This window comes from Limnoraphis robusta BA-68 BA1, assembly GCF_034932365.1.
In the GTDB taxonomy this organism is placed as follows: domain Bacteria; phylum Cyanobacteriota; class Cyanobacteriia; order Cyanobacteriales; family Microcoleaceae; genus Capilliphycus; species Capilliphycus robustus.
The window spans coordinates 23,968-43,762 of the sequence record NZ_JAYGHR010000018.1 but is presented as its reverse complement, the minus strand read 5'-3'; the positions used below and the strand labels follow the sequence as shown (position 1 = coordinate 43,762).

21 protein-coding genes are annotated in these 19,795 nt (G+C 40.4%); 16 read left to right on the top strand and 5 right to left on the bottom strand.

The window, feature by feature from the left end:
* Positions 1-16 precede the first annotated feature (16 nt).
* Positions 17-961 (bottom strand): serine hydrolase, encoded by a 945-nt coding sequence (locus VB836_RS09580; protein ID WP_323219154.1) that lies wholly within the window; start codon positions 959-961, stop codon positions 17-19.
* A gap of 158 nt (positions 962-1,119) precedes the next feature.
* Between VB836_RS09580 and VB836_RS09575 the strand changes: the two genes are divergently transcribed.
* From VB836_RS09575 to VB836_RS09555, 5 genes are all read left to right on the top strand, one after another.
* Positions 1,120-1,860 carry a C40 family peptidase gene (locus VB836_RS09575; RefSeq protein ID WP_323219153.1) on the top strand — a complete coding sequence of 247 codons (741 nt, stop codon included), beginning with the start codon at positions 1,120-1,122 and terminating at the stop codon, positions 1,858-1,860.
* Positions 1,861-2,022: 162 nt separating this feature from the next.
* Positions 2,023-2,955 carry a lysylphosphatidylglycerol synthase transmembrane domain-containing protein gene (locus VB836_RS09570; RefSeq protein WP_049558167.1) on the top strand — a complete coding sequence of 311 codons (933 nt, stop codon included), beginning with the start codon at positions 2,023-2,025 and terminating at the stop codon, positions 2,953-2,955.
* A 364-nt stretch (positions 2,956-3,319) separates the two neighbouring features.
* Positions 3,320-3,817 carry a type II toxin-antitoxin system RelE/ParE family toxin gene (locus VB836_RS09565; protein ID WP_323219152.1) on the top strand — a complete coding sequence of 166 codons (498 nt, stop codon included), beginning with the start codon at positions 3,320-3,322 and terminating at the stop codon, positions 3,815-3,817.
* Between the two features lie 120 nt (positions 3,818-3,937).
* Positions 3,938-4,249 carry a helix-turn-helix domain-containing protein gene (locus VB836_RS09560; protein WP_323219151.1) on the top strand — a complete coding sequence of 104 codons (312 nt, stop codon included), beginning with the start codon at positions 3,938-3,940 and terminating at the stop codon, positions 4,247-4,249.
* Between the two features lie 14 nt (positions 4,250-4,263).
* Entirely contained in the window at positions 4,264-5,724 is a 1,461-nt protein-coding gene (locus tag VB836_RS09555; RefSeq protein ID WP_323219150.1) for a GUN4 domain-containing protein, read from the top strand.
* Positions 5,725-5,830: 106 nt separating this feature from the next.
* Here VB836_RS09555 and VB836_RS09550 read toward each other — a convergent pair whose 3' ends face one another.
* Positions 5,831-6,097: a hypothetical protein gene (locus VB836_RS09550; RefSeq protein WP_323219149.1), complete on the bottom strand. Its 267-nt coding sequence runs from the start codon at positions 6,095-6,097 to the stop codon at positions 5,831-5,833.
* 119 nt (positions 6,098-6,216) lie between these two features.
* Here VB836_RS09550 and VB836_RS09545 point away from each other — a divergent pair, with 119 nt between their 5' ends.
* From VB836_RS09545 to VB836_RS09535, 3 genes are all read left to right on the top strand, one after another.
* On the top strand, positions 6,217-6,543 hold the full coding sequence (locus VB836_RS09545; protein ID WP_049558174.1) for a hypothetical protein: 327 nt from the start codon (positions 6,217-6,219) through the stop codon (positions 6,541-6,543).
* Positions 6,544-6,868: 325 nt separating this feature from the next.
* Positions 6,869-7,510 carry a DUF6629 family protein gene (locus VB836_RS09540; RefSeq protein WP_323219148.1) on the top strand — a complete coding sequence of 214 codons (642 nt, stop codon included), beginning with the start codon at positions 6,869-6,871 and terminating at the stop codon, positions 7,508-7,510.
* 86 nt (positions 7,511-7,596) lie between these two features.
* On the top strand, positions 7,597-8,478 hold the full coding sequence (locus VB836_RS09535; protein WP_323219147.1) for an S-methyl-5'-thioadenosine phosphorylase: 882 nt from the start codon (positions 7,597-7,599) through the stop codon (positions 8,476-8,478).
* 127 nt (positions 8,479-8,605) lie between these two features.
* Here the strand turns inward: VB836_RS09535 and VB836_RS09530 are convergent, their stop codons facing one another.
* Positions 8,606-9,499, bottom strand: coding sequence for a sulfite exporter TauE/SafE family protein (locus VB836_RS09530; RefSeq protein WP_323219146.1), 894 nt, complete (start codon positions 9,497-9,499; stop codon positions 8,606-8,608).
* Complete coding sequence (locus VB836_RS09525; RefSeq protein WP_323219145.1) at positions 9,486-10,475, bottom strand: acetamidase/formamidase family protein; 990 nt, start codon at positions 10,473-10,475, stop codon at positions 9,486-9,488. The genes VB836_RS09530 and VB836_RS09525 overlap by 14 nt, the downstream gene beginning before the upstream one ends.
* Before the next feature lie 100 nt (positions 10,476-10,575).
* Here VB836_RS09525 and VB836_RS09520 point away from each other — a divergent pair, with 100 nt between their 5' ends.
* Positions 10,576-12,042: a mechanosensitive ion channel domain-containing protein gene (locus tag VB836_RS09520; RefSeq protein WP_323219144.1), complete on the top strand. Its 1,467-nt coding sequence runs from the start codon at positions 10,576-10,578 to the stop codon at positions 12,040-12,042.
* A 16-nt stretch (positions 12,043-12,058) separates the two neighbouring features.
* Here the strand turns inward: VB836_RS09520 and VB836_RS09515 are convergent, their stop codons facing one another.
* Positions 12,059-12,292 carry a hypothetical protein gene (locus tag VB836_RS09515; RefSeq protein ID WP_323219143.1) on the bottom strand — a complete coding sequence of 78 codons (234 nt, stop codon included), beginning with the start codon at positions 12,290-12,292 and terminating at the stop codon, positions 12,059-12,061.
* A gap of 545 nt (positions 12,293-12,837) precedes the next feature.
* On the opposite strand from VB836_RS09515, the gene VB836_RS09510 reads away from it, so the two are divergent.
* The 7 genes from VB836_RS09510 to arsB all read left to right on the top strand — a co-directional run bounded on the left by VB836_RS09510 (position 12,838) and on the right by arsB (position 19,685).
* The gene (locus VB836_RS09510) at positions 12,838-13,797 is read left to right on the top strand and encodes a PstS family phosphate ABC transporter substrate-binding protein (RefSeq protein ID WP_323219142.1); all 960 of its coding nucleotides are present in this window, start codon (positions 12,838-12,840) and stop codon (positions 13,795-13,797) included.
* Positions 13,798-13,973: 176 nt separating this feature from the next.
* Positions 13,974-14,903: a phosphate ABC transporter permease subunit PstC gene (pstC, locus tag VB836_RS09505; protein WP_323219141.1), complete on the top strand. Its 930-nt coding sequence runs from the start codon at positions 13,974-13,976 to the stop codon at positions 14,901-14,903.
* A gap of 25 nt (positions 14,904-14,928) precedes the next feature.
* Positions 14,929-15,852 (top strand): phosphate ABC transporter permease PstA, encoded by a 924-nt coding sequence (gene pstA, locus VB836_RS09500; RefSeq protein ID WP_323219140.1) that lies wholly within the window; start codon positions 14,929-14,931, stop codon positions 15,850-15,852.
* Between the two features lie 35 nt (positions 15,853-15,887).
* A complete protein-coding gene (gene pstB / locus VB836_RS09495) occupies positions 15,888-16,661 on the top strand; it encodes a phosphate ABC transporter ATP-binding protein PstB (protein WP_049558211.1) in 774 nt (257 codons plus the stop codon).
* Between the two features lie 361 nt (positions 16,662-17,022).
* The gene (locus VB836_RS09490) at positions 17,023-17,343 is read left to right on the top strand and encodes an ArsR/SmtB family transcription factor (RefSeq protein WP_323219138.1); all 321 of its coding nucleotides are present in this window, start codon (positions 17,023-17,025) and stop codon (positions 17,341-17,343) included.
* A gap of 131 nt (positions 17,344-17,474) precedes the next feature.
* Positions 17,475-18,506 carry a PstS family phosphate ABC transporter substrate-binding protein gene (locus VB836_RS09485; protein ID WP_323219136.1) on the top strand — a complete coding sequence of 344 codons (1,032 nt, stop codon included), beginning with the start codon at positions 17,475-17,477 and terminating at the stop codon, positions 18,504-18,506.
* Positions 18,507-18,536: 30 nt separating this feature from the next.
* A complete protein-coding gene (gene arsB, locus VB836_RS09480) occupies positions 18,537-19,685 on the top strand; it encodes an ACR3 family arsenite efflux transporter (protein ID WP_323219135.1) in 1,149 nt (382 codons plus the stop codon).
* Positions 19,686-19,795 lie beyond the last annotated feature (110 nt).

The window sequence follows — 19,795 nt, the reverse complement described above, 5'->3', positions numbered from 1 at the left end:
TGATGGATTATTACTCCTATTTAGAAGCAAGGATGTTCATCGCTTCTACCACTTTTTGAGAAACAAACGGTAAAAGTTCAGTGTTTTTGCTTTGGGTTTTTCCTTCTGTAAAAACGACCAGTAAATAAGGATATAAACCCGGAATTTCGATATAAGCCGCATCGTGACGAACTTTGCTTGTCTGTCCGGCTTTTGACCACAATTTAGCATTTAAAGGTAAACCCCGCCCTAAAAATTCACTGACTTGATTTTCTGGGTTTTCTGCTAATTCGGCTGGGTCGAGACTACGTTTCATCAACTTCATCATAGTTTGCGAGGTTTGAGGAGAAGCCGCCACTCCACCAACAATACTATGAAGTAAACGGGCTGTCGCGTTTGTCGTCAACATATTGCGATTTTCCATCAATTCTCCCAAGAAAATTCGTTCTCGACCATAGGCGCCATCGCACCAAGTTTTTTGATTGACATTAATCGATTTAAGTTCCGGCCAATTGAGAGATTGAAAGTAGCGGTTAATGATGTTTCGTTGAGTTTTCCACGTCTCAAACGGCCCTGATGATAATTCCGGGCCACTGGTAGTTCCGGTTAACATATCAACCACTAGACTGGTGGCGTCGTTACTCGAATTAACTATCATATCATGTGTGGCTCGTTCTAACTCACCAGATGTGGCAATCATGCCTTTTTCTATCCATTCATACAAGGCGACTAAGTAAAACAATTTGACTATACTGGCGGGGTAAATCCGTTCAATACCCCGATAGGCAAAGCCCCGAACCGGATATTTCCAAAATTCTACTGGAGTTAACGCCCCTCCTGTATTGACGGGAATTGGAGGATCATAAACAACCCAAGTCATCGCAATTTGATCGGGGGCTAGTGCTGCAAATTTAGCACAAGTTGCCTCTATAATGGCTTTGCCTAAATTTTCGAGTTGTTCGTCTAGATGAAAAAATGTCATAGCAGAGGATAAAAAATAAGGAATCAGAATCAAAAATTGGGTAGTGACTAAAGTTTGTTATATTTTCCGACCTAAAGATGTCAGTTTTTCTAAGGTATCATTGGCCATTGTACACAATTCACCCTGGATGTCCCCAGAGTCAACGGCACCACCAACCCATGATGATTGACCCATTATCAGACATTGTAGAATATCGCTGCAAAGCAAATCTGAATCTGTATGATTCGAGCGACTGTCAACAGTTGGCGACGCAAGCAGCCACAGGGCGACAGTTGCGAGTTTGTCGGCTAGACTTGGAAAACCCTCGCCAAGCCATTGAGGTTGAACTCTGTGAGGATGACTATCCGGGTTGGTTGGCGATCGCCGATTGGGATCTGATTGAACCCGCCTCAACGGTTTATCAATCTCAACGGCTAGGTGAGGCTGATATTCAACAGAGATTGTCGGCTGTGATTGCGTTTACTCTGGAGGCGATGAATACTCCCAATCATTATCTATGGGGCGGAACAGTTGAACCCCATTATGATTGTTCAGGATTGATACAAGCAGCTTTTGCCTCCCAGGGAATTTGGTTGCCTCGAGATGCCTATCAGCAGGAGGCTTTCACCCACAGGATTTCACTTGACAAAAGTCAGCTCATGCTATCTTGTTTAAAAGTAGGAGATCTGATTTTTTTTGGAACTTCAACTAAGGCAACACACGTCGGATTATATCTGGGAGAAGGGCGTTATATTCACAGTTCTGGCCGAGAAAAAGGTCGAAATGGTATCGGAATTGATGTTATATCAGATAAAGGAGATATTGTAAGTCAGGGATACTATCAGCAATTACGGGGTGCAGGCAGAGTTGTTAACGGTTATCAGTCAGGGACTAAATCTATCTTCGCCCTCAGGAGATGAAACGAGAAAAACTTATTGCGAAAAGTTTGACTTTGAGGGTTAAATCACAATTATCTACGCTCTTAGCATCTATGCTGTTTGAATGTACTGTCAGAGTATTTATGCGATTCGGATGATTTGAAAACGAAGAAAATCCGGTCTGTTAACTGAGGTAAAAATTCCATGAAAAAGTTGATGTCTAGCCTGAAGCCTTATCTGCGGTGGTTAATTCTTGGATTAACAGCATTTTTTCTCGTTCATACCTTGAAAACGAACTGGCAAGAAATTGCGGAAATTCAGATTACCAGTAGCGGATGGTTATGTCTAGCATTGGCTTTTTTGGTGACAATAACGGCTCATTTTTGGTCGGGATGGGTTTGGTTACTGATTTTGCGAGAATTTAAGCAAACGATTAAACAACGTTCAGGATTACAAATTTATCTCAAAACGAATATTGCTAAGTATTTACCGGGAAATATCTGGCATTTTTACGGTAGAATTACAGCCGTTAATAAAGCAGGTGTTTCTCTAGGGCCTGCCACACTCAGCGTTTTACTTGAACCGCTTTTGATGGCGTCTGCGGCGTTGTTAATTGCCCTGATTACTGCACAACAAAAATATTGGGGTTTGCAGATTCTCTGCTTATTAGTTGTGTTAACAGGGGTTCATCCTCGGATTTTAAATCCCATTGTCAATCACTTAAGAAAAATTAAGTGGAAAGTGAGTTCTTCTGAGAATACTTCAGAATTTTGCTATCAGTTAGAACGTTATCCCTTGCGACCCTTGTTAGGAGAAATGGGGTTTGTGGGACTGCGAGGAATTGGCTTTTTATTAACAGCTTTAGCGTTGATGCCGTTTACACCTCAGCAAATTCCGTTATTAGTGAGTGCTTATAGTTTAGCTTGGTTATTGGGTTTAATTATTCCCGGTGCGCCTGGAGGTTTGGGTGTATTTGAAGCAACAACCCTGACTCTTTTAGACTCCCATTTTTCAGCAGGACTTTTACTAACTGCTGTGGCTTGTTATCGAGTCGTGAGTGTGTTAGCAGAAACTTTTGGGGCTTTGTTTGCGGGGATCGATCAACATTTAGTTGAAAGTCATAAACCGATTATTTAATTGTTAAATGTACTTTTTTCGAGGACTTCAACTATTTTCTAATAGCCTCTAAAATGGGCGGGTTTATATTGGTTATTTTCGAGAAACATACATTTCGGCTAAACCCGCCCCTACAGTCTGCAAAAGTTTATATTGGTTATTTGCGAGAAGCATACATTTCGGCTAAACCCGCCCCTACAGTCTGCAAAAAGGAAAAACAAAATTAACTACAATCTTTTTAGTAGTGCAAGCGTCTCCCTTGCTGGATAAGTGTTTCAGGTCAACAGTTTTCTAACTGTAACAGATCAGGCTTACAAGAGTTTCTCAAGATTTCTGACAGCTTCATATTTCTCAACAGCTTGAGAGTTCAGCTTTTCCTTACCTGATGCTGACTCTGACTCCTCAAACCTTGACAGCCATATCCCGTCGTGCTAAGGTTGAACTGCGTACCTTGAAAACTGAATACACTGCTAGGTTTGGCGTCATAACATTACCTGCTCTCGTTAGAATGTTAAATCTATATGAGTGGAGTCCCTATATGGCGGAACGCTTTAAAATTCAATCTGAATTGATTGAAGACTGGCTGACCAAAGAGGTAGATCAACGTTATCAGGCTATCATACTGAAGGTTCTCGAAACCTTTGAAGAATTTGGCCCATTGTCGGCACGGGAAAAACTTCCTAATACAAAAATAAAATTTTTGCGTGATGGAATCTGGGAAATCCGAGTCGGACAATACCGAATAGCCTACTTCTGGAACAATTCAACTTGTTATCTCCTGCGTGGTATCCAGAAGAAAAGAAATGACTGGCCTAAAAGATATATGAAAATTATTAGAAAAAGAAAAAGTATTTTTATTCAACAAAAAACATATTTAAAATAAAAGGTTTAATCTTTTAAAAGTTATATCTGAGAGCAGTAATGTAATGTTAGCAACTAGCAGTGTTGTTCAGTTATATCTAATCCTAATATTATATTAATTTAATTCTATAAATTCTAAATTATGAGCTTAGAGACTCTCAGATCAAAACTTCTTAGCGATCCCACTGTCAAAGCCTATTACGAGGAAATCAAACCCGAATTTGATGTGGCTAAAGCAATCATCGCTATTCGACGTAAATTAGCACTAACTCAGCGAGAATTAGCTGAAAAAGCGGGTATTAAACAACCTCAGCTTGCTCTAATTGAGTCGGGTAAACAATCACCAAGGTTAGAAACAATTGCTGCGATCGCGGCTAGTGTAGGGTATGCTGTAGAAATTAAGCTTGTACCTCTAAATCAGTCAGAAAAAACCGACGAACAGCACTTAGAATAAAATGTAAAATATTTATGCGTCAGTGTCTTAACCCCGATTGTCTTTATCCCAACCCAGACAATAGTCAGTTTTGTCAAAAATGTGGCAATAAATTGTTACTCAGGGAACGTTATTGGGCGACCAAGATTTTAGGACAGGGTGGCTTTGGGCGAACGTTCTTGGCGGTTGATGAGGACAAACCCTCAAAACCCCCTTGTGTGATTAAACAGTTTCTCCCGCAAGCACAAGGAACAGAAAACGTTCAAAAAGCCTCTGAATTGTTTGCACAAGAAGCCAAACGTTTAGAAGAATTGGGTAAACATCCTAAACATCCTCAAATTCCTGAGTTATTAGCTTATTTTACGTTTGAAAATCGTCAATATCTGGTACAAGAATATATTCATGGGCAAACTTTACAGCAGGAATTAGAACAAAATGGCATTTTCAAAGAAAGCCAAATTCGGGAATTATTGCAAGATTTACTAATTGTACTACAATTTGTTCATCGAAATCAAGTAATTCATCGGGATATTAAACCTGAAAATGTTATTCGACGAAATACAGATAAAAAATTAGTATTAGTAGATTTTGGGGCGGCAAAATATATCGAACCTGCACGGCGAACAGTAACAGGAACAATTATCGGTACACCGGAATATTGGGCGCCTGAACAGTCGGTGGGAAAACCCCTATTTATCAGCGATTTGTACAGTTTAGGCGTGACTTGTTTGCATTTATTAACGGATATGAGTCCGTTTGAATTGTACGATGTGATGGAATCAGAATGGAGATGGCGAAATTTTTTAAAAGGGAATTTTGTTAGTGACAAATTGGGTCAAATTTTAGACCGTTTAGTTGAACCAAAACCCAAGCAACGTTATCAGTCAGCAGAAGAAGTTTTAGCAGATTTAAAACCTTCTACAACTCCTCGGACAGAACCTCCTAAACCTCCTAAAACTCCTTCTGGTTCTTCTACAACTCCTCGGACAGAACCTCCTAAACCTCCTAAAACTCCCTCCCGTTATCAACACTTAGAGACACTGCTAAAAGCAAGAAAATGGCAAGAAGCTAACAAGGAAACCGGACGCCGTATGGTGGAAGTTGCAGGACGGGAAAAAGATGGTTGGCTGAGAGTAAAAGACATGAAAAATTTTCCTTGTGAAGACCTCCGCATTATTGATGAACTTTGGTTTAACTACAGTAAAGGACGCTTTGGTTTTGCCATTCAAAAGCAAATTTACAGAGATTGTGGAGGGAAATTTGATGGAAAGTATCCAGGAAATCAAATTTGGAATAATTTCCGTCAAAAAGTTGGATGGCGAGTGAATGGCCGATGGGTTAGCGACTCCAAATTGACTTTTGATATCTCAGCACCAAAGGGACACCTCCCAGTTAGGTATGATGAGGGATTGTGGGAGGAATTTCGGTCTAAAGATTCGTGGTGTGGTCGGTGGTATTCTTCTCTCATGTCGAGGCTTGTAGACTGTAAGATCTAATAAACTGAAAAACTCGGACACACCCTAACAATTGATAATTGATTAAACGGATTTCCTATAACCTATATCCGCTAAAGATCGCTTTCACGATACAGTAAAAAGTGCTTTAATTAAAGAAGGATTGAAGGGCTGTTCCGTTGAGTTGAATCACATCTTGAGTGAAGTCCAAATCAGTAATCACGGCGAAATCTTGATCCCCGACTGCGGTATAAAACTTGCCTGTTTCATCACCCAATATAAAGGTATCGCTACCGACACCGCCTAGATGCAATGGGTTTAATAGATGCTCAAAAATATACCCTGAAAGCGTTAGGTGCGGTTGAACTTCAATAAAATCAAGGATTTTGAAAAACCACCAAGACACACCAGACACAAAGAGAGAAGATCTTCGTGACTTTGTTCCTTTGTGGTGATTTTCAATCTGTATCAAATTTATTCCTTTTGGTAGATGCGAGATGATATGCTGTTTGAAGTTGGATCAAGAAAAAATAGATGAAAGAAACGACTTCTCTCGACACAAAAGCGTTTTCCATTGTTGAGGATACGACAGGAGTTTATACCTGGCTCACCTCTGGAGGGTACTATGGATCATGTACAGAGCCAGTCAAGGCTAGACAAGAGGCGATTATTCAGATCTTCAAAGAAGAAATTGCGCTGGCTCCCGAACGGCTGTGTATACTCAGAGGAGAAATTCCAATCTTTTATAATCGGCTAGCAGAGAAATTGAGAGCAAAAAAAGATTGTTGTATTGATCGGAGTCGATCTTATCCTATCAAAATAGATGAGACTCTAACGATAGAAATAGCAGTGGTTCGTTGAACGTTCAACCCCTCAATACCCCAAAAATGGTTTACTGACAACCCCCCGCAGCTAGAAGCTTGATTTGAAGCTGAGGAAGTATTATGGCTTTAGCTTCAAGTGGATTAGCTCTCAAGAGGCAAGCCAAGGGTTGGCACTGGTAGTGTCTATTTAGATAGAGCTTCAATCATGCGATCGCATCTGTTCCTCTACTGTCTGGGTAATTATTTCTATGCGATCGCTTCGGCTTGACTTGTTTTAGCGATCTGAGTGGCTTCAACTTTATTTTGTAGAAGTTGGGGCATTTTTTTAGAGTAGACTTTTAGTTACCTATTGATTGTCTAATATGTGTTTTTCTGCATCTGTTAGTTTTACTGCGGCGGCGACACTCTCTATTTTAGGCATTGCAACACTCAGACAAACGCCTTCCAAACAAGAACTTCTGCTCAGTCTTTTTCCGGTTTTATTTGCCATTCAGCAAGGGTTTGAAGGTTGGGTTTGGTTGAGTTTAAAGTCAGATGCTTTTCTTTGGATCAATGAGTCTGCAACCTATGGTTTTTTGTTGTTTGCAACAGCCCTCTGGTTAGTCCTCAGTCCAATGGCAATTTACTGTTTAGAAAAACCTTCAACAAAAAGAAAATTCATATTAACAATAGCTGGATTAGGATTTTTCTTCGGGAGTTATTTATTTGGATTTAGTATAATTCACGGGGTTGATCCTCAAGTTTTTTCGGGTCATATTCTCTATGATTTACAATTTCTGCCCTTTTATGAATTTATTAAATATTTCTATCTGTTCATTATTGTTACGCCTTTTTTCTTGTCCAGTCAGAATTGGCTGCGTTATTTTGGGTTAATCATTTCAATTTCGTTTTTATTGTCTCAAGCCTTTTACTTTATTACTTTTGTTTCGGTTTGGTGTTTTTTTGCAGCAATTCTCAGTGGGAGTCTTTACTTTCGGTTTCGATACTATTACTCTGAGGTTTAAAAAAGAGTTAACGGTTCACGGAGGAGATTTTTGAGCCTATTCGCTGCTAAAATACCCTGAGTGACAATATGCTAAGGGATGCTCAGATGACTCAAGCTAAGATAGGAATTATTGGCGGTAGCGGTCTGTACAAGATGGATGCGCTACAAAATATTGAAGAAGTTGAAGTCAATACTCCCTTCGGTTCACCCTCAGATCGTATTATTGTAGGGACGTTAGAAGGGATGCGGGTGGCTTTTTTGGCGCGACATGGACGCACTCACCATTTATTACCGACGGATTTACCCTATCGTGCTAATATTTATGCGTTGAAAAGTTTAGGGGTTGAATATATTATTTCGGCGTCTGCGGTGGGTTCTCTCAAAGAAGATGTAAAACCGTTGGATATGGTTGTTCCCGATCAGTTTATTGATCGCACTCGTTCCCGAATATCAACGTTTTTTGGGAATGGAATTGTTGCTCATATTACCTTCGGTGATCCGATTTGTTCAAAGTTAGCCAAAGTGTTAACTGATTCCATTTCTGCGCTAAATTTACCGGATATTACTTTACATTCTAGTGGAACTTATGTCTGTATGGAAGGGCCTGCATTTTCGACAAAAGCAGAATCAAATTTATATCGCAGTTGGGGCGGAACAATTATCGGAATGACGAATTTACCGGAAGCCAAATTAGCCCGAGAAGCCGAAATCGCTTATGGGACATTAGCCTTAGTAACAGACTATGATTGTTGGCACCCTGACCATGATAGCGTAACAGTGGAAATGGTGGTTGGAAATTTACACCGCAATGCAGTAAACGCTCAAAAAGTCATTCAAGAAACGGTTAAACGCTTAAGTGAAAATCTTCCTGAATCTGAAGCCCATTCTGCATTAAAATATGCTATTTTAACGCCATTAGATCAAGTTCCACCTGAACGAATGCAGGAGTTAGAGTTACTTCTTAAAAAGTATAGCAATCCTCAATAGATTGTTATTTTATCTCTCCTAACTGTTTCATGTTTAACTCACCACAAAGACACGAATATACGAAGGTTTGTTCTTGGTGTTCTTTGTGTCTTCGTGGTTTTTATTATAAATTAGTAGGTATGATCAATCATTGAAACGCTTTCCAAAAAACGTAAATAGAGAGGATAAACAGTAAACTTCTGAACGCCAAACTTACCGTTTTTTCAGATAAGTTGGGTAAAAACTGAGTGCTAATTTGAGCGCTGAATAAACCCCCTAATCCTAAGATTGTACCGGAAACCCAGATGACGTTTCCTTGAAAAGCGTGTCCTAAACAAGCTGAAAAAGCGGTAATTACAATCACACCTAAACTGGTTTGAATCGAAGTTTTAATCGTTTCATTCAGGAGTAAAATTTGCATAGGAACCATGATTACTCCGCCACCAATTCCAAATATTCCCGCCAGTAATCCGGCTAAACTTCCGGTGATAATTCGGGCGATTTGTTGATATTGAAGCTGTTTATAGTTGTGCTGATATTCAAAGACTAAAGAGAGGGGATGAGGTGTAATGGGAAAGAGAATTTCAGGAATAAACTTCTTAGAAGTTGAGTTTTGAGAAGGGACTTCTAACTGGGGTGAATTTTGATTTTCTTCCTGTTGTTTCTTTTGCTGAGTCACTTTTTTACGGACTTCAACTAAATAAATATTCAGCCATAACAATAGTCCAAACAAAATGAGTAATATTTTTGCCGAAAAAAGATTAGCAAGATAAGCGCCGATTTGAGCCGTAATTAAAGCCGGAAATCCAATGCCAAAGACCCGATTAAAACTGAGATAACCCATGCGCCAATTCTGAAGACTACCGGAAATGGAAGTAATCATAATCGATAAGGTACTGGTGGCGACTGCATTCACAGGTTCGTATCCCAATGCTAGCATGATTGGAACCAAAACAGTTCCGCCACCAATGCCTAAAAATCCCGCTAAAACTCCAGCAAAAATTCCGCTACCGGCTAGAATGAGTAATTCAGAAATGGTCATCCCGGATAAATTTAAAGGTTTGAGGTAAGATCGATTTCGAGATCATACCATGAACCCCTTTTTGTGGACGATTAACCACTTGGGTAATCCGAAAATTAGCCGCGAGAGAACACAAAACATACGCATCTTCTGCATCTAATCCGATAAATTTTTCGAGAAATTGAATCATCTGTTTGAGTGCTGATTCAAAGGCTTCATCTAACGTTGAACCCCATCCCATTGTAATGATATCAGTTGGGGTTTCTGCAATCGGCGCAGTGATGGATAAATTTTGATGTATATTTAATACAATGGTGCCATTCATAGAGGTTTCAATTGCAGTCGCATTGACTTCGCCTTCGCCTTGGGCTGAGTGTCCATCGCCGATTGAAAATAATGCACCGGGAACAAAAATTGGTAAAAATAAACGGGAACCGACTTGTAATTCTGAGTTATCAAGATTACCGCCATAAATTCCAGGGGGAATCGATGAACGGTTGGTTTCAGGAGTCGCGACACCTAATATTCCAAAAAAGGGACGCAGGGGAATATATATTTCACTTTTGGGAGGAAATTCTGCAATATTTTTCTCTAAATCGAGGGGAATAAACCGCAGTCGAGGTTCAGGAAATTCTTCGGGTAAAGCACCCCAACCGGAACGAATGGCGTTAAATCCCATCGCTACACGGGGAGAAATGGCTTCTAGGCGAATTTCTAATACATCTCCGGGTTGAGCATCCTGCACATAAATTGGCCCAGTTAGTAAGTGAGGGCCATCTCCCACGATACGTTCTGGGGGTAAATGGCGATAAATTTCGAGTAATTCTGGAGTGAGAAAGGCGTCGGGCGCTTGATCGCAAATTTTGAATCCGGTGTAGGTTTCAATGATAATGCGATCGCCAGAGTTGATGGTTAAAGCGGGTGGGAGTTTGTCGGAAAATCCCCCTAAATGAACGGTTTGACAATTTGCTTTTAAAAGATGAACAACTGGGTTCATTCTGTTATCCTAAATACTAGAGTCTCTGTTGCAGTTTATCACTGTCTGACCGAGAAGTAATGATTCTAACTTAATCCTTTTTACTGGTCCTCAACTTTGAATGAAAGTCCTTGAGAATATTGTCCAGTTTTTGTATCAAGTTTTTACACAACCGATTTCCCTGGGTGGAATTTCGGTTTCGATTAGCTTAATTTTTACCATACTGGTTGCTTTTTTTGCGGTAATTGTGGGTTCTCGCTATTTAAGTAACTGGCTGAGAGATCATCTGTTAACTCGATTGGGTTTTCAAGAGGGAACTCGGGAAGCGATCGCCACAATTTTTCGTTATTTTACGATTATGTTGGCGTTTATTATTGTTCCCCAAGCGGCGGGTTTAGACTTGAGTTCGTTAGCCTTTTTAGCGGGAGGTTTAGGGATTGGGATTGGGTTTGGATTTCAAGGATTAGCACAAAACTTTGTCAGTGGTTTAATTTTAGTCTTTGAACAACCCGTTCAAGTCGGTGATTATATTGAATTAGGAAATTTAGAAGGAACGATTCGGAAAATTTCGATTCGCTCTACAATTATTGTGACGAATGATGGAATTTCGATTATTGTTCCGAATTCGGATTTAGTCAATCATCAGATTATTAACTGGAGTTATGAAAATATGAATAGTCGGATTCATATTCCAGTGCGCGTTGCTTATGGAAGTGATCCGGTATTAGTAACAGAAGCTCTTTTAGCCGCTACCCAGAGAGAATCTCGGATTTTATCTTATCCGCCTCCGCAAGTTTGGTTGAGGACTTTTGGTGAAGATTCGATGAATTTTGAATTGCTGGTTTGGATTGACAAACCCCGTTTTAGATTACCGATTCAGAGTTCTTTAAACTTTATTATTCACAATGAGTTGTATTCAAAAAATATCCGAATTCCCGTTTCTCAACGAGATTTATGGCTGAGGAACCCAGAAGATTTAAAATCAGTTTTTGAATCTTTGAATTTCAATAAACATGGAGAAGGGGGAGACAAAGCATCTCGCATCAATCTGAGTAAAGATAAAGAGCCGTTATACTCTCCTGAAAATCTATCTTTACGAGATTTATTAAAAAAGGTTGTCTATTTTGAAAAATTTAGTGATTTGGAACTTTTGAGTTTAATTGAAAAAGGGTATCGCCAAACCTATTCGAGTGAACAGTTTATTTTCCATGAAGGTGATCCCGGAGATGCTTTTCATATTATTCTGTCAGGTTCGGTAGAAATTATCGCCGAAAAAACGAATAAGCATATTCGGGATCTTTATGCGGGTGACTTTTTTGGAGAGTTGTCTTTATTGATGGGAATTCGTCGATCAGCCGGAGTACGAGCCAAAGAAACAACGATTGTCTTTGTGGTAAATCGTAATATTTTTCAGAGTTTTCTATCGAGTTATCCGCAGTTAGCGAATCAAATTGCTGAAAAGTTAGTTGAGCGAAAACAGGAATTTATCGCCCGTAAAAAAGAGTTGGGTTTATCCGATGATGATGATTTAGAAAATAATCCGTTAATTTGGATTCGGAAACGAATGCGAACTTTATTTAATATTTAGGTTGGAATTGAAAATTTTAGCGCGTAGATTGTTCAATAGCGGGAATTTTTAAGCACAGTAACACAGCAACCAATAGCAGCAGGATAAACCAAGGGGTAAAGCTTAAAGCCAATAACAGACTGAGTAATGCAATCCCTGTTGTGAACACACAGACGATTTCTTCACGGCTATCGAGGCTAATCCAAACCGCACCACTCGCAACGGTGAGTGATACAACGACAGGAAAGAGTGACGCACTGAGAGTATCCATAACAAAAACTTACTTCTGATTGAGGATTTCATTCAGTTTAAAGCGGCTTGGAGACTCTAACAAGAGGGGTTGTGCTAATCCTAAAATCGCTCGGATTATTGATCGTGATATCCTGTTTATTCAAGCGAAAATTGATATTTATGAGTGTTTTTCGGGGGTTCAGCAATCTTGAGCTTGACGCGCTAACATAGGACAATTGATCAATTGTCACAGCTCGGCGCTGATTTTTGTTCCCCTAGTCTTAAAACAATAAGCGTAATTTGAAAGAGCAGATCTGTCAATTTAGGGTATTTTTCGTAAATTTTGGGATGAATACAGGCTGATTGTTAACTGACGGCAATCGCAGAGTTCGCTTGAATTTTGAGAGCAAAAATCTTTAAAAGTTATATTTAACCTAAATTTAAACAAAGCTTAAATTAGATATAGCAATTTTATCTTAACCTAAGAACTGTTCATCGCCAACTCCTAGTCTCTCTGTTCCCAAGAATTAGGAATCAACTAGACAGACCTTTGTTCTAAAAATAAGCTTCATCTCAAACAAAATTATGCAAATAAAAGGAATGCAGTTTAAACAAAATCGTTGGACAGTGGCAGGTGCTTTTACGGCGATCGCAGCGACGGTTGCACTCGCTATCCCTGCGGTTCATTCCCAAGGCACTCCAACGGTTAAGATCGATGGTTCCAGTACCGTTTATCCGATCACTGAAGCGGTAGCCGAAGAATTCCAAAAAGCCAAACAAGGCGCGATGCGAGTTACGGTTGGTATCTCAGGAACAGGGGGTGGTTTCAAGAAATTTTGTGCTGGACAAACCGATATTTCTAATGCCTCTCGTCCGATCAAAAGTTCTGAAGCTGATGCTTGTAAAAGTGCAGGGATTACTTATATCGAACTTCCGGTTGCTTATGATGCTTTAACCGTTGTTGTTCACCCGAGTAACCCCATCACAAATATTACTCCTGCTGAACTGAAAAAGATGTGGGAACCTGCCGCCCAAGGTAAAATAATGAAGTGGAATCAGGTGAACTCAAGCTGGCCGGATAAGGCATTAAAATTATACGGACCGGGTGCAGATTCAGGAACGTTTGATTACTTTACGGAAGAAATCAACGGTAAAGCGCAAGCGAGCCGCACTGACTATACTCCTAGTGAAGATGATAACGTTTTAGTACAAGGGGTTTCTCGTGATCCTAATGCGTTAGGATACTTTGGTTTTGCTTACTACGAAAACAACAAAAGTAAGATCAAAGCGTTGTCGGTTAATGGTGTTCAGCCTTCTCTAGCCAACGTAAACAATGGCACCTACAAACCGCTTTCTAGACCCATCTTTATTTACGTTAATTCTAAATCTTTGGGTCGTCCCGAGGTCAAAGCATTTGTAGAATATTACCTACAAAATGGTGGCAAACTTTCTAAAGAAGTCGGTTACGTTCCTCTGCCGAGTCAAATGCAGCAACAAGCGGTTAGCCGTTTTCAAAACCGGACGTTAGGTTCTGCGGCTCAGTAAAATGGATGACTAATTTTATGTTCAGGAATCATACAGGAATTCCTGTGATTTTCCCTCTCCAAAATTGAACGTTTATTTTGAAGGGATTGGAGAATGCTATCACCCTAGCAAATGTCTCTAATCCCTATCTTGGTAAAAATTAAACAACCTTGAGTCGATCAGGAAAAAATTGACGAATGAGTGAAAGCAAACTGCAACTATCAAAGAACAAAAAATTATCAGCGAAGCAAATTCGGGATTTGCGGGAACAAGTGATAGAATTTATCTTGTTTCTCGCTGCATTTTCTTCCGTCGCCACAACAGTAGCCATTTTATTCATTCTCGTTGATGAATCTTTTTTATTTTTTCAAGAAGTTTCAATTGTAGAATTTCTTACGGGGACTCAATGGACTCCCTTATTTGAAGACGCTCACTATGGGATTTTACCGTTACTATCGGGAACCCTTGTAACCTCAACCGTAGCGATGTTTGTTGCCATTCCCTTGGGAACAATTGCGGCTATTTATTTAAGTGAATTCGCTCATCCGCAAATCCGCGAAATTATTAAACCCTGGCTAGAAGTTTTAGCGGCTATTCCCACAGTAGTTTATGGCTATTTTGCACTATTAGCGGTTACACCACTGCTACAAATGATCTTTCCGATGCTTCCCGGATTTAATATGCTGAGTGCGGGTTTAGTCATGGGATTAATGATTATTCCGTTTGTTAGTTCGATTAGTGAAGATGCGATGCGTTCCGTTCCTGTCGGACTACGAGAAGGTTCCTATGCGATGGGTGCAACTCGTCTACAAACTGCGTTAAAAGTAGTCTTTCCCGCCGCATTTTCTGGGATTAGTGCCGCCTATATTCTGGCAATTTCTCGTGCTGTTGGGGAAACAATGATTGTAGCCGTTGCAGCCGGTTTACAACCTCAACTCACTTGGAATCCTTTTGAACAAGGGGCAACAATTACTGCCTATATTGTGCAGGTGAGTTTAGGAGATATTCCGCATGGTACACTAGAATATCATACCATTTTTGCGGCAGGATTAACGCTAGTTTTGATGACCCTCGTCTTAAATATTATCGGTCATTTTCTAGCAAAACGCTATCGAGAAATCTACTAACTCTAACTCAACTCAATTGATAAAAATGACTGAGCAAAACTTCTCTGAAATCCGTGCTGAACTCAACAGAAGAAAACTAATTGATAGAATTTTTGCGACTATCGGTTTGTTGGTGATTGTTGTTTCTATTTTGATTTTGTTGGGGTTAACGCTGCAAATGGCAATTGCGGGTATCAGCCGGATTACCCCACAGTTCTTTTTCAGTTTTCCCAGTCGTAAACCCGAAGAAGCAGGGATTCTTTCCGCTTGGGTGGGAACGACTTTAGTGATGTTTGTGACGACTATTATTGCTGTTCCTTTAGGGGTCGCTTCTGGTATTTATCTCGAAGAATATAGCCGCAAAAATTGGATCGCCGATTTAATTGAAATAAACGTCACGAACCTAGCGGGTGTTCCTTCCATTGTTTATGGATTATTAGCCCTGGGTTTGTTTGTGTATATCCTCAATCTCGGAGAGAGTGTTTTAGCCGCAGGTTTAACATTAGCCTTATTAATTCTGCCGATTGTGATTGTAACCACTCGCGAAGCATTACGGGCAATTCCGAATAGTTTGCGAGAAGCCGCTTATGCCCTGGGTGCGACGAAATGGCAAATGATTTGGGATCATATTCTGCCCTATTCTGCGGGGAGTATTTTAACAGGTGTAATCATCGGTTTATCACGGGCAATTGGAGAAACAGCCCCCGTTATTACGATTGGGGCATTAACCTTTATTGCCTTTTTACCGGATTCTCCTTTTAAGAGTGAATTTCCGTTTCTTTCTTTTGATTGGTTGAAAGCACCTTTTACCGTTATGCCGATTCAAATGTTTAACTGGGTATCTCGACCGGAACCCGAATTTATTGTCAATGCTTCGGCAGCAGGTACGGTGTTAATTGTGATGACTTTGGCAATGAATACGATAGCCGTTTATCTGCGTTATTTGTTCCGTCGGGGCATCAAGTGGTAAAGTTTAATTTTGAGGTTGTTTCAGTAAGCTAGAACATGAAAGAGTTAATTAGTGTTAAATCCAAAGCAGAAGCCCGAAATCTCAACTTTTATTATGGTTCGTTTCATGCGGTTAAAAATGTTAATCTCACGGTTCCTGAACGACAAGTTACCGCTTTAATTGGGCCGTCTGGCTGTGGGAAAACTACCTTATTACGGTGTTTTAATCGAATGCACGATCTTTATCCAGGAAATCGCTACGAAGGTCAAATATTCCTGGATTCTGAAAATATTTTAGATCGAGAGATTGACCCGATTGAAGTCAGAATGCGGGTGAGTATGGTGTTTCAAAAACCGAATCCTTTCCCAAAATCTATCTATGAAAATGTCGCCTATGGGTTGCGAGTCAGAGGGGAGAAAAAACGCAGTTTAATTGATGAAAAAGTAGAACAAGCCCTCAAAGAAGCAGCCCTTTGGCATGAAGTCAAAGACCGTTTAAATGAGATGGCGTTAAACCTGTCAGGTGGTCAACAGCAACGTTTGTGTATTGCCAGAGCGTTAGTTGCTAATCCTGAGATTATTTTATTTGATGAACCGACTTCTGCTTTAGACCCTATTGCCACCGCTAGTATTGAAGAATTGATGAGTCAATTAAAACAACACGTGACGATTTTGATTGTAACTCACAGTATGCAGCAAGCGGCGCGATTTTCAGATTTTACGGCGTTTATGTACTTAGGTGAAATGTTAGAATTTGGTACAACTTCAGAAGTGTTTAGTAACCCTTCTCACAGCCAAACGGAAGACTATTTACGTGGACGTATCGGTTAATAAACCCACCCCCCTTTTTAAGGGCAGGGCCGTTTCAAAGTCGATAAACATTTGCTTAGAACCTCTCCCCCAACCCCTCTCTATCCCCCCTTGATCCCCCCTTTGAAAGGCAGGGCCGTTTCGTTCTAAAATTTGGCGATCGCTAAACCTTTGATGGGGGGCAAGTTTTAGGCTCTATTTAAACAGAAAATATCAAAACTGTTGAAATAATCCTCCTTTTCTTTACAGAGAAAGGCTTTTAAGATTTGGCGATCGCATTTTTGAACCGAGAATGAAACAGCCCTGGCCTACAACAGGGGTGACTGGTTACTGGATGGGGCATCGTAATATACTAGAGAAGTAATGGTATCAACAAATTTTGATGAAAGCAACGTCTACTGAATCATCAACTTTATTTGCTGCTGGATTCCACGCCCTATCTGACCCCCTGCGGATGGAGATTATAGCCCAGTTGCGAGAGGCGGAGTTGTGCGTTTGTGAACTCTGTGAACAGCTTGACCTGGCTCAGTCTAAACTCTCGTTTCACCTGAAAATCCTCAAAAATGCAGGTTTAATCCAATCTCGCGCAGAAGGACGATGGATTTATTATCGCCTCAACCTCGCCCAGTTCATCGCCCTAGAGGAGTACCTGTCGGAATTTCGCCGCTTCAGCCCCATTTGGCCGAGTCGTAAATGCGATTAACCAGGACTCATCAAAATTTTTACTTCTAAACTATGCTTGTGGAGAAAATCTTTATGTAACTTTACTTGACTCATCAAAATTTTTTGATATAGTAACAGTATACCTTCAACTCCGCAAAGGAGGAGAAAGCGATGAGTACAACCTCTAAAAACAGGCTAAACACCTTTAAAACAGCCAGTTTAGCCTTGAGTGCAACTATCCTCTTGTCTGCTTGTGGTTCGAGTCAGTCCCAGCAAAACCAACCCATAAAAATTGATGGTTCCAGTACGGTTTATCCGATTACGGAAAAAATTGTCCAACAATTTAACGCCGAGAATGCAAAAGATGTTGATGTAACCGCAAACTTTTCGGGAACCGGAGGCGGTTTTAAAAAATTCTGTGCCGGGGAAACCGATATCAGCAATGCTTCTCGCCCCATTCTCAAAAACGAGATGGAAACCTGCAAACAAAACAAAATTTCTTATATTGAACTTCCAGTGGCGTTTGATGCGCTAACCGTTGTGGTTCATCCCCAAAATACTTGGGCTTCTGACATAACTGTTGAGGAGTTAAAGAGAATTTGGGAACCAGGGGCGCAAGGAAAAATTACGAAATGGAATCAAGTTCGTTCGTCTTGGCCAGATAGACCTTTAGTGTTGTTTGGACCGGGAACAGATTCAGGAACTTTTGATTATTTTACAGAAGCAATTGTCGGTCAATCTGGCGCTTCTCGGACTGATTATACGGCTAGTGAAGATGATGATATTTTAGTGCAGGGAGTCGCTGCAAATCCCAACGCTTTAGGTTATTTTGGCTATGCCTACTATGATGCAAATAAAGACAAATTAAAGCCGTTAGGAATTGATAATGGTAGGGGTTCTGCGGTGACTCCCTCTCTCGAAGCGGTGCAAGGAAATAACTATAGACCTTTGGCGCGGCCGTTGTTTATTTATGTTAACGCAGTCTCCGCTCAAAATAACCCCTTGATGAATGAATTTATCGATTTTTATCTGCAAAAAGCACCGGATTTTGTCAGTTTAGTGGGTTATATTCCCTTCGAGGAAGATGACTATACTAAACTTTATCGGAACTACCACAAAACCAAAGTGGGGACGGTGTTTGGAGGTGAATCTGAATTCTCAATGACGATTGATGAAGTGTTGACTAAATTCACAGAATGGTAGTCAATTTTGCTGTATTTTTGAGGAATTTAAATGAGTGTTAATTCACCTCAAGTTAATGAGTCTGCCGTACAGGCAGGCGGTCAACTGAGCGTTTTTGAAAAATATCTCACCGTTTGGGTATTTTTGTGTATTATTGCTGGGATTGTCTTAGGAAGATTGTTTCCCGGTGTGGCAGTTACACTTGATTCCATGAGCGTTTATCAGGTGTCAATTCCCATCGCAATCTGCCTGTTTTTTATGATGTATCCCATCATGGTGAAAATTGATTTCACCCAGGCTCGTCAAGCCGTACAAGCACCCAAACCTGTTATCCTAACGTTGGTTGTGAACTGGCTGATTAAACCCTTTACAATGGTCGCCTTTTCTCAGTTTTTTTTGGGGTGGTTATTTCGTCCCTTGCTGAGTGCGACGGAGGTCTTAAGAGGAACAGAAGTTCAACTGGCTGATTCTTATATTGCGGGTACAATTTTACTCGGAATTGCTCCTTGTACGGCGATGGTTTTGATGTGGGGATATCTCTCCTACAGTAACCAAGGACATACGTTAGTTATGGTGGCGATTAATTCCTTAGCCATGCTGTTTTTATATGCTCCTTTAGGGCGTTGGTTACTCTCAGCAAATGATTTAACGGTGCCTTGGGAAACGATTGTTTTATCGGTATTAATCTATGTGGGATTACCGTTAGCAGCCGGGATGTATAGTCGCTATTGGATTTTCAAACATAAAGGCAAAGCTTGGTTTGAACGCAGGTTCTTGAAGTATTTAAGTCCCGTTGCGACGTCCGCTTTATTGATTACCTTGGTGTTACTGTTTGCTTTCAAGGGAGAATTGATTGTTGAAAATCCCCTGCATATTGTGTTGATTGCAATTCCTTTGTTTCTTCAAACCAACTTCATCTTTTTGATTTCTTATGTTGCTGGATTAAAGATGAATTTGTACTATGAAGATGCTGCACCTGCTGCTTTAATTGGGGCAAGTAATCATTTTGAAGTAGCAATTGCGACAGCAGTGACATTATTTGGTTTAAATTCAGGAGCCGCATTAGCAACAGTTGTCGGGGTTTTAATAGAAGTTCCGGTGATGTTAATGTTGGTAGAAGTTTGTAAACGAACGGCTTCTTGGTTTCCCCGTGAACCCGAAAAAGCAACCTTACTTGATCCCCGTTGTTTGAAGTGTTAACAATAAAGTAGTCAGGAGTCAGGAGACAGAATTCAGAATTTAATTCTGTGCGACTGGCGGACTCGTCTTGGGGTTTAAATCGACCTTCAATTGATCAGATTACTGACTCC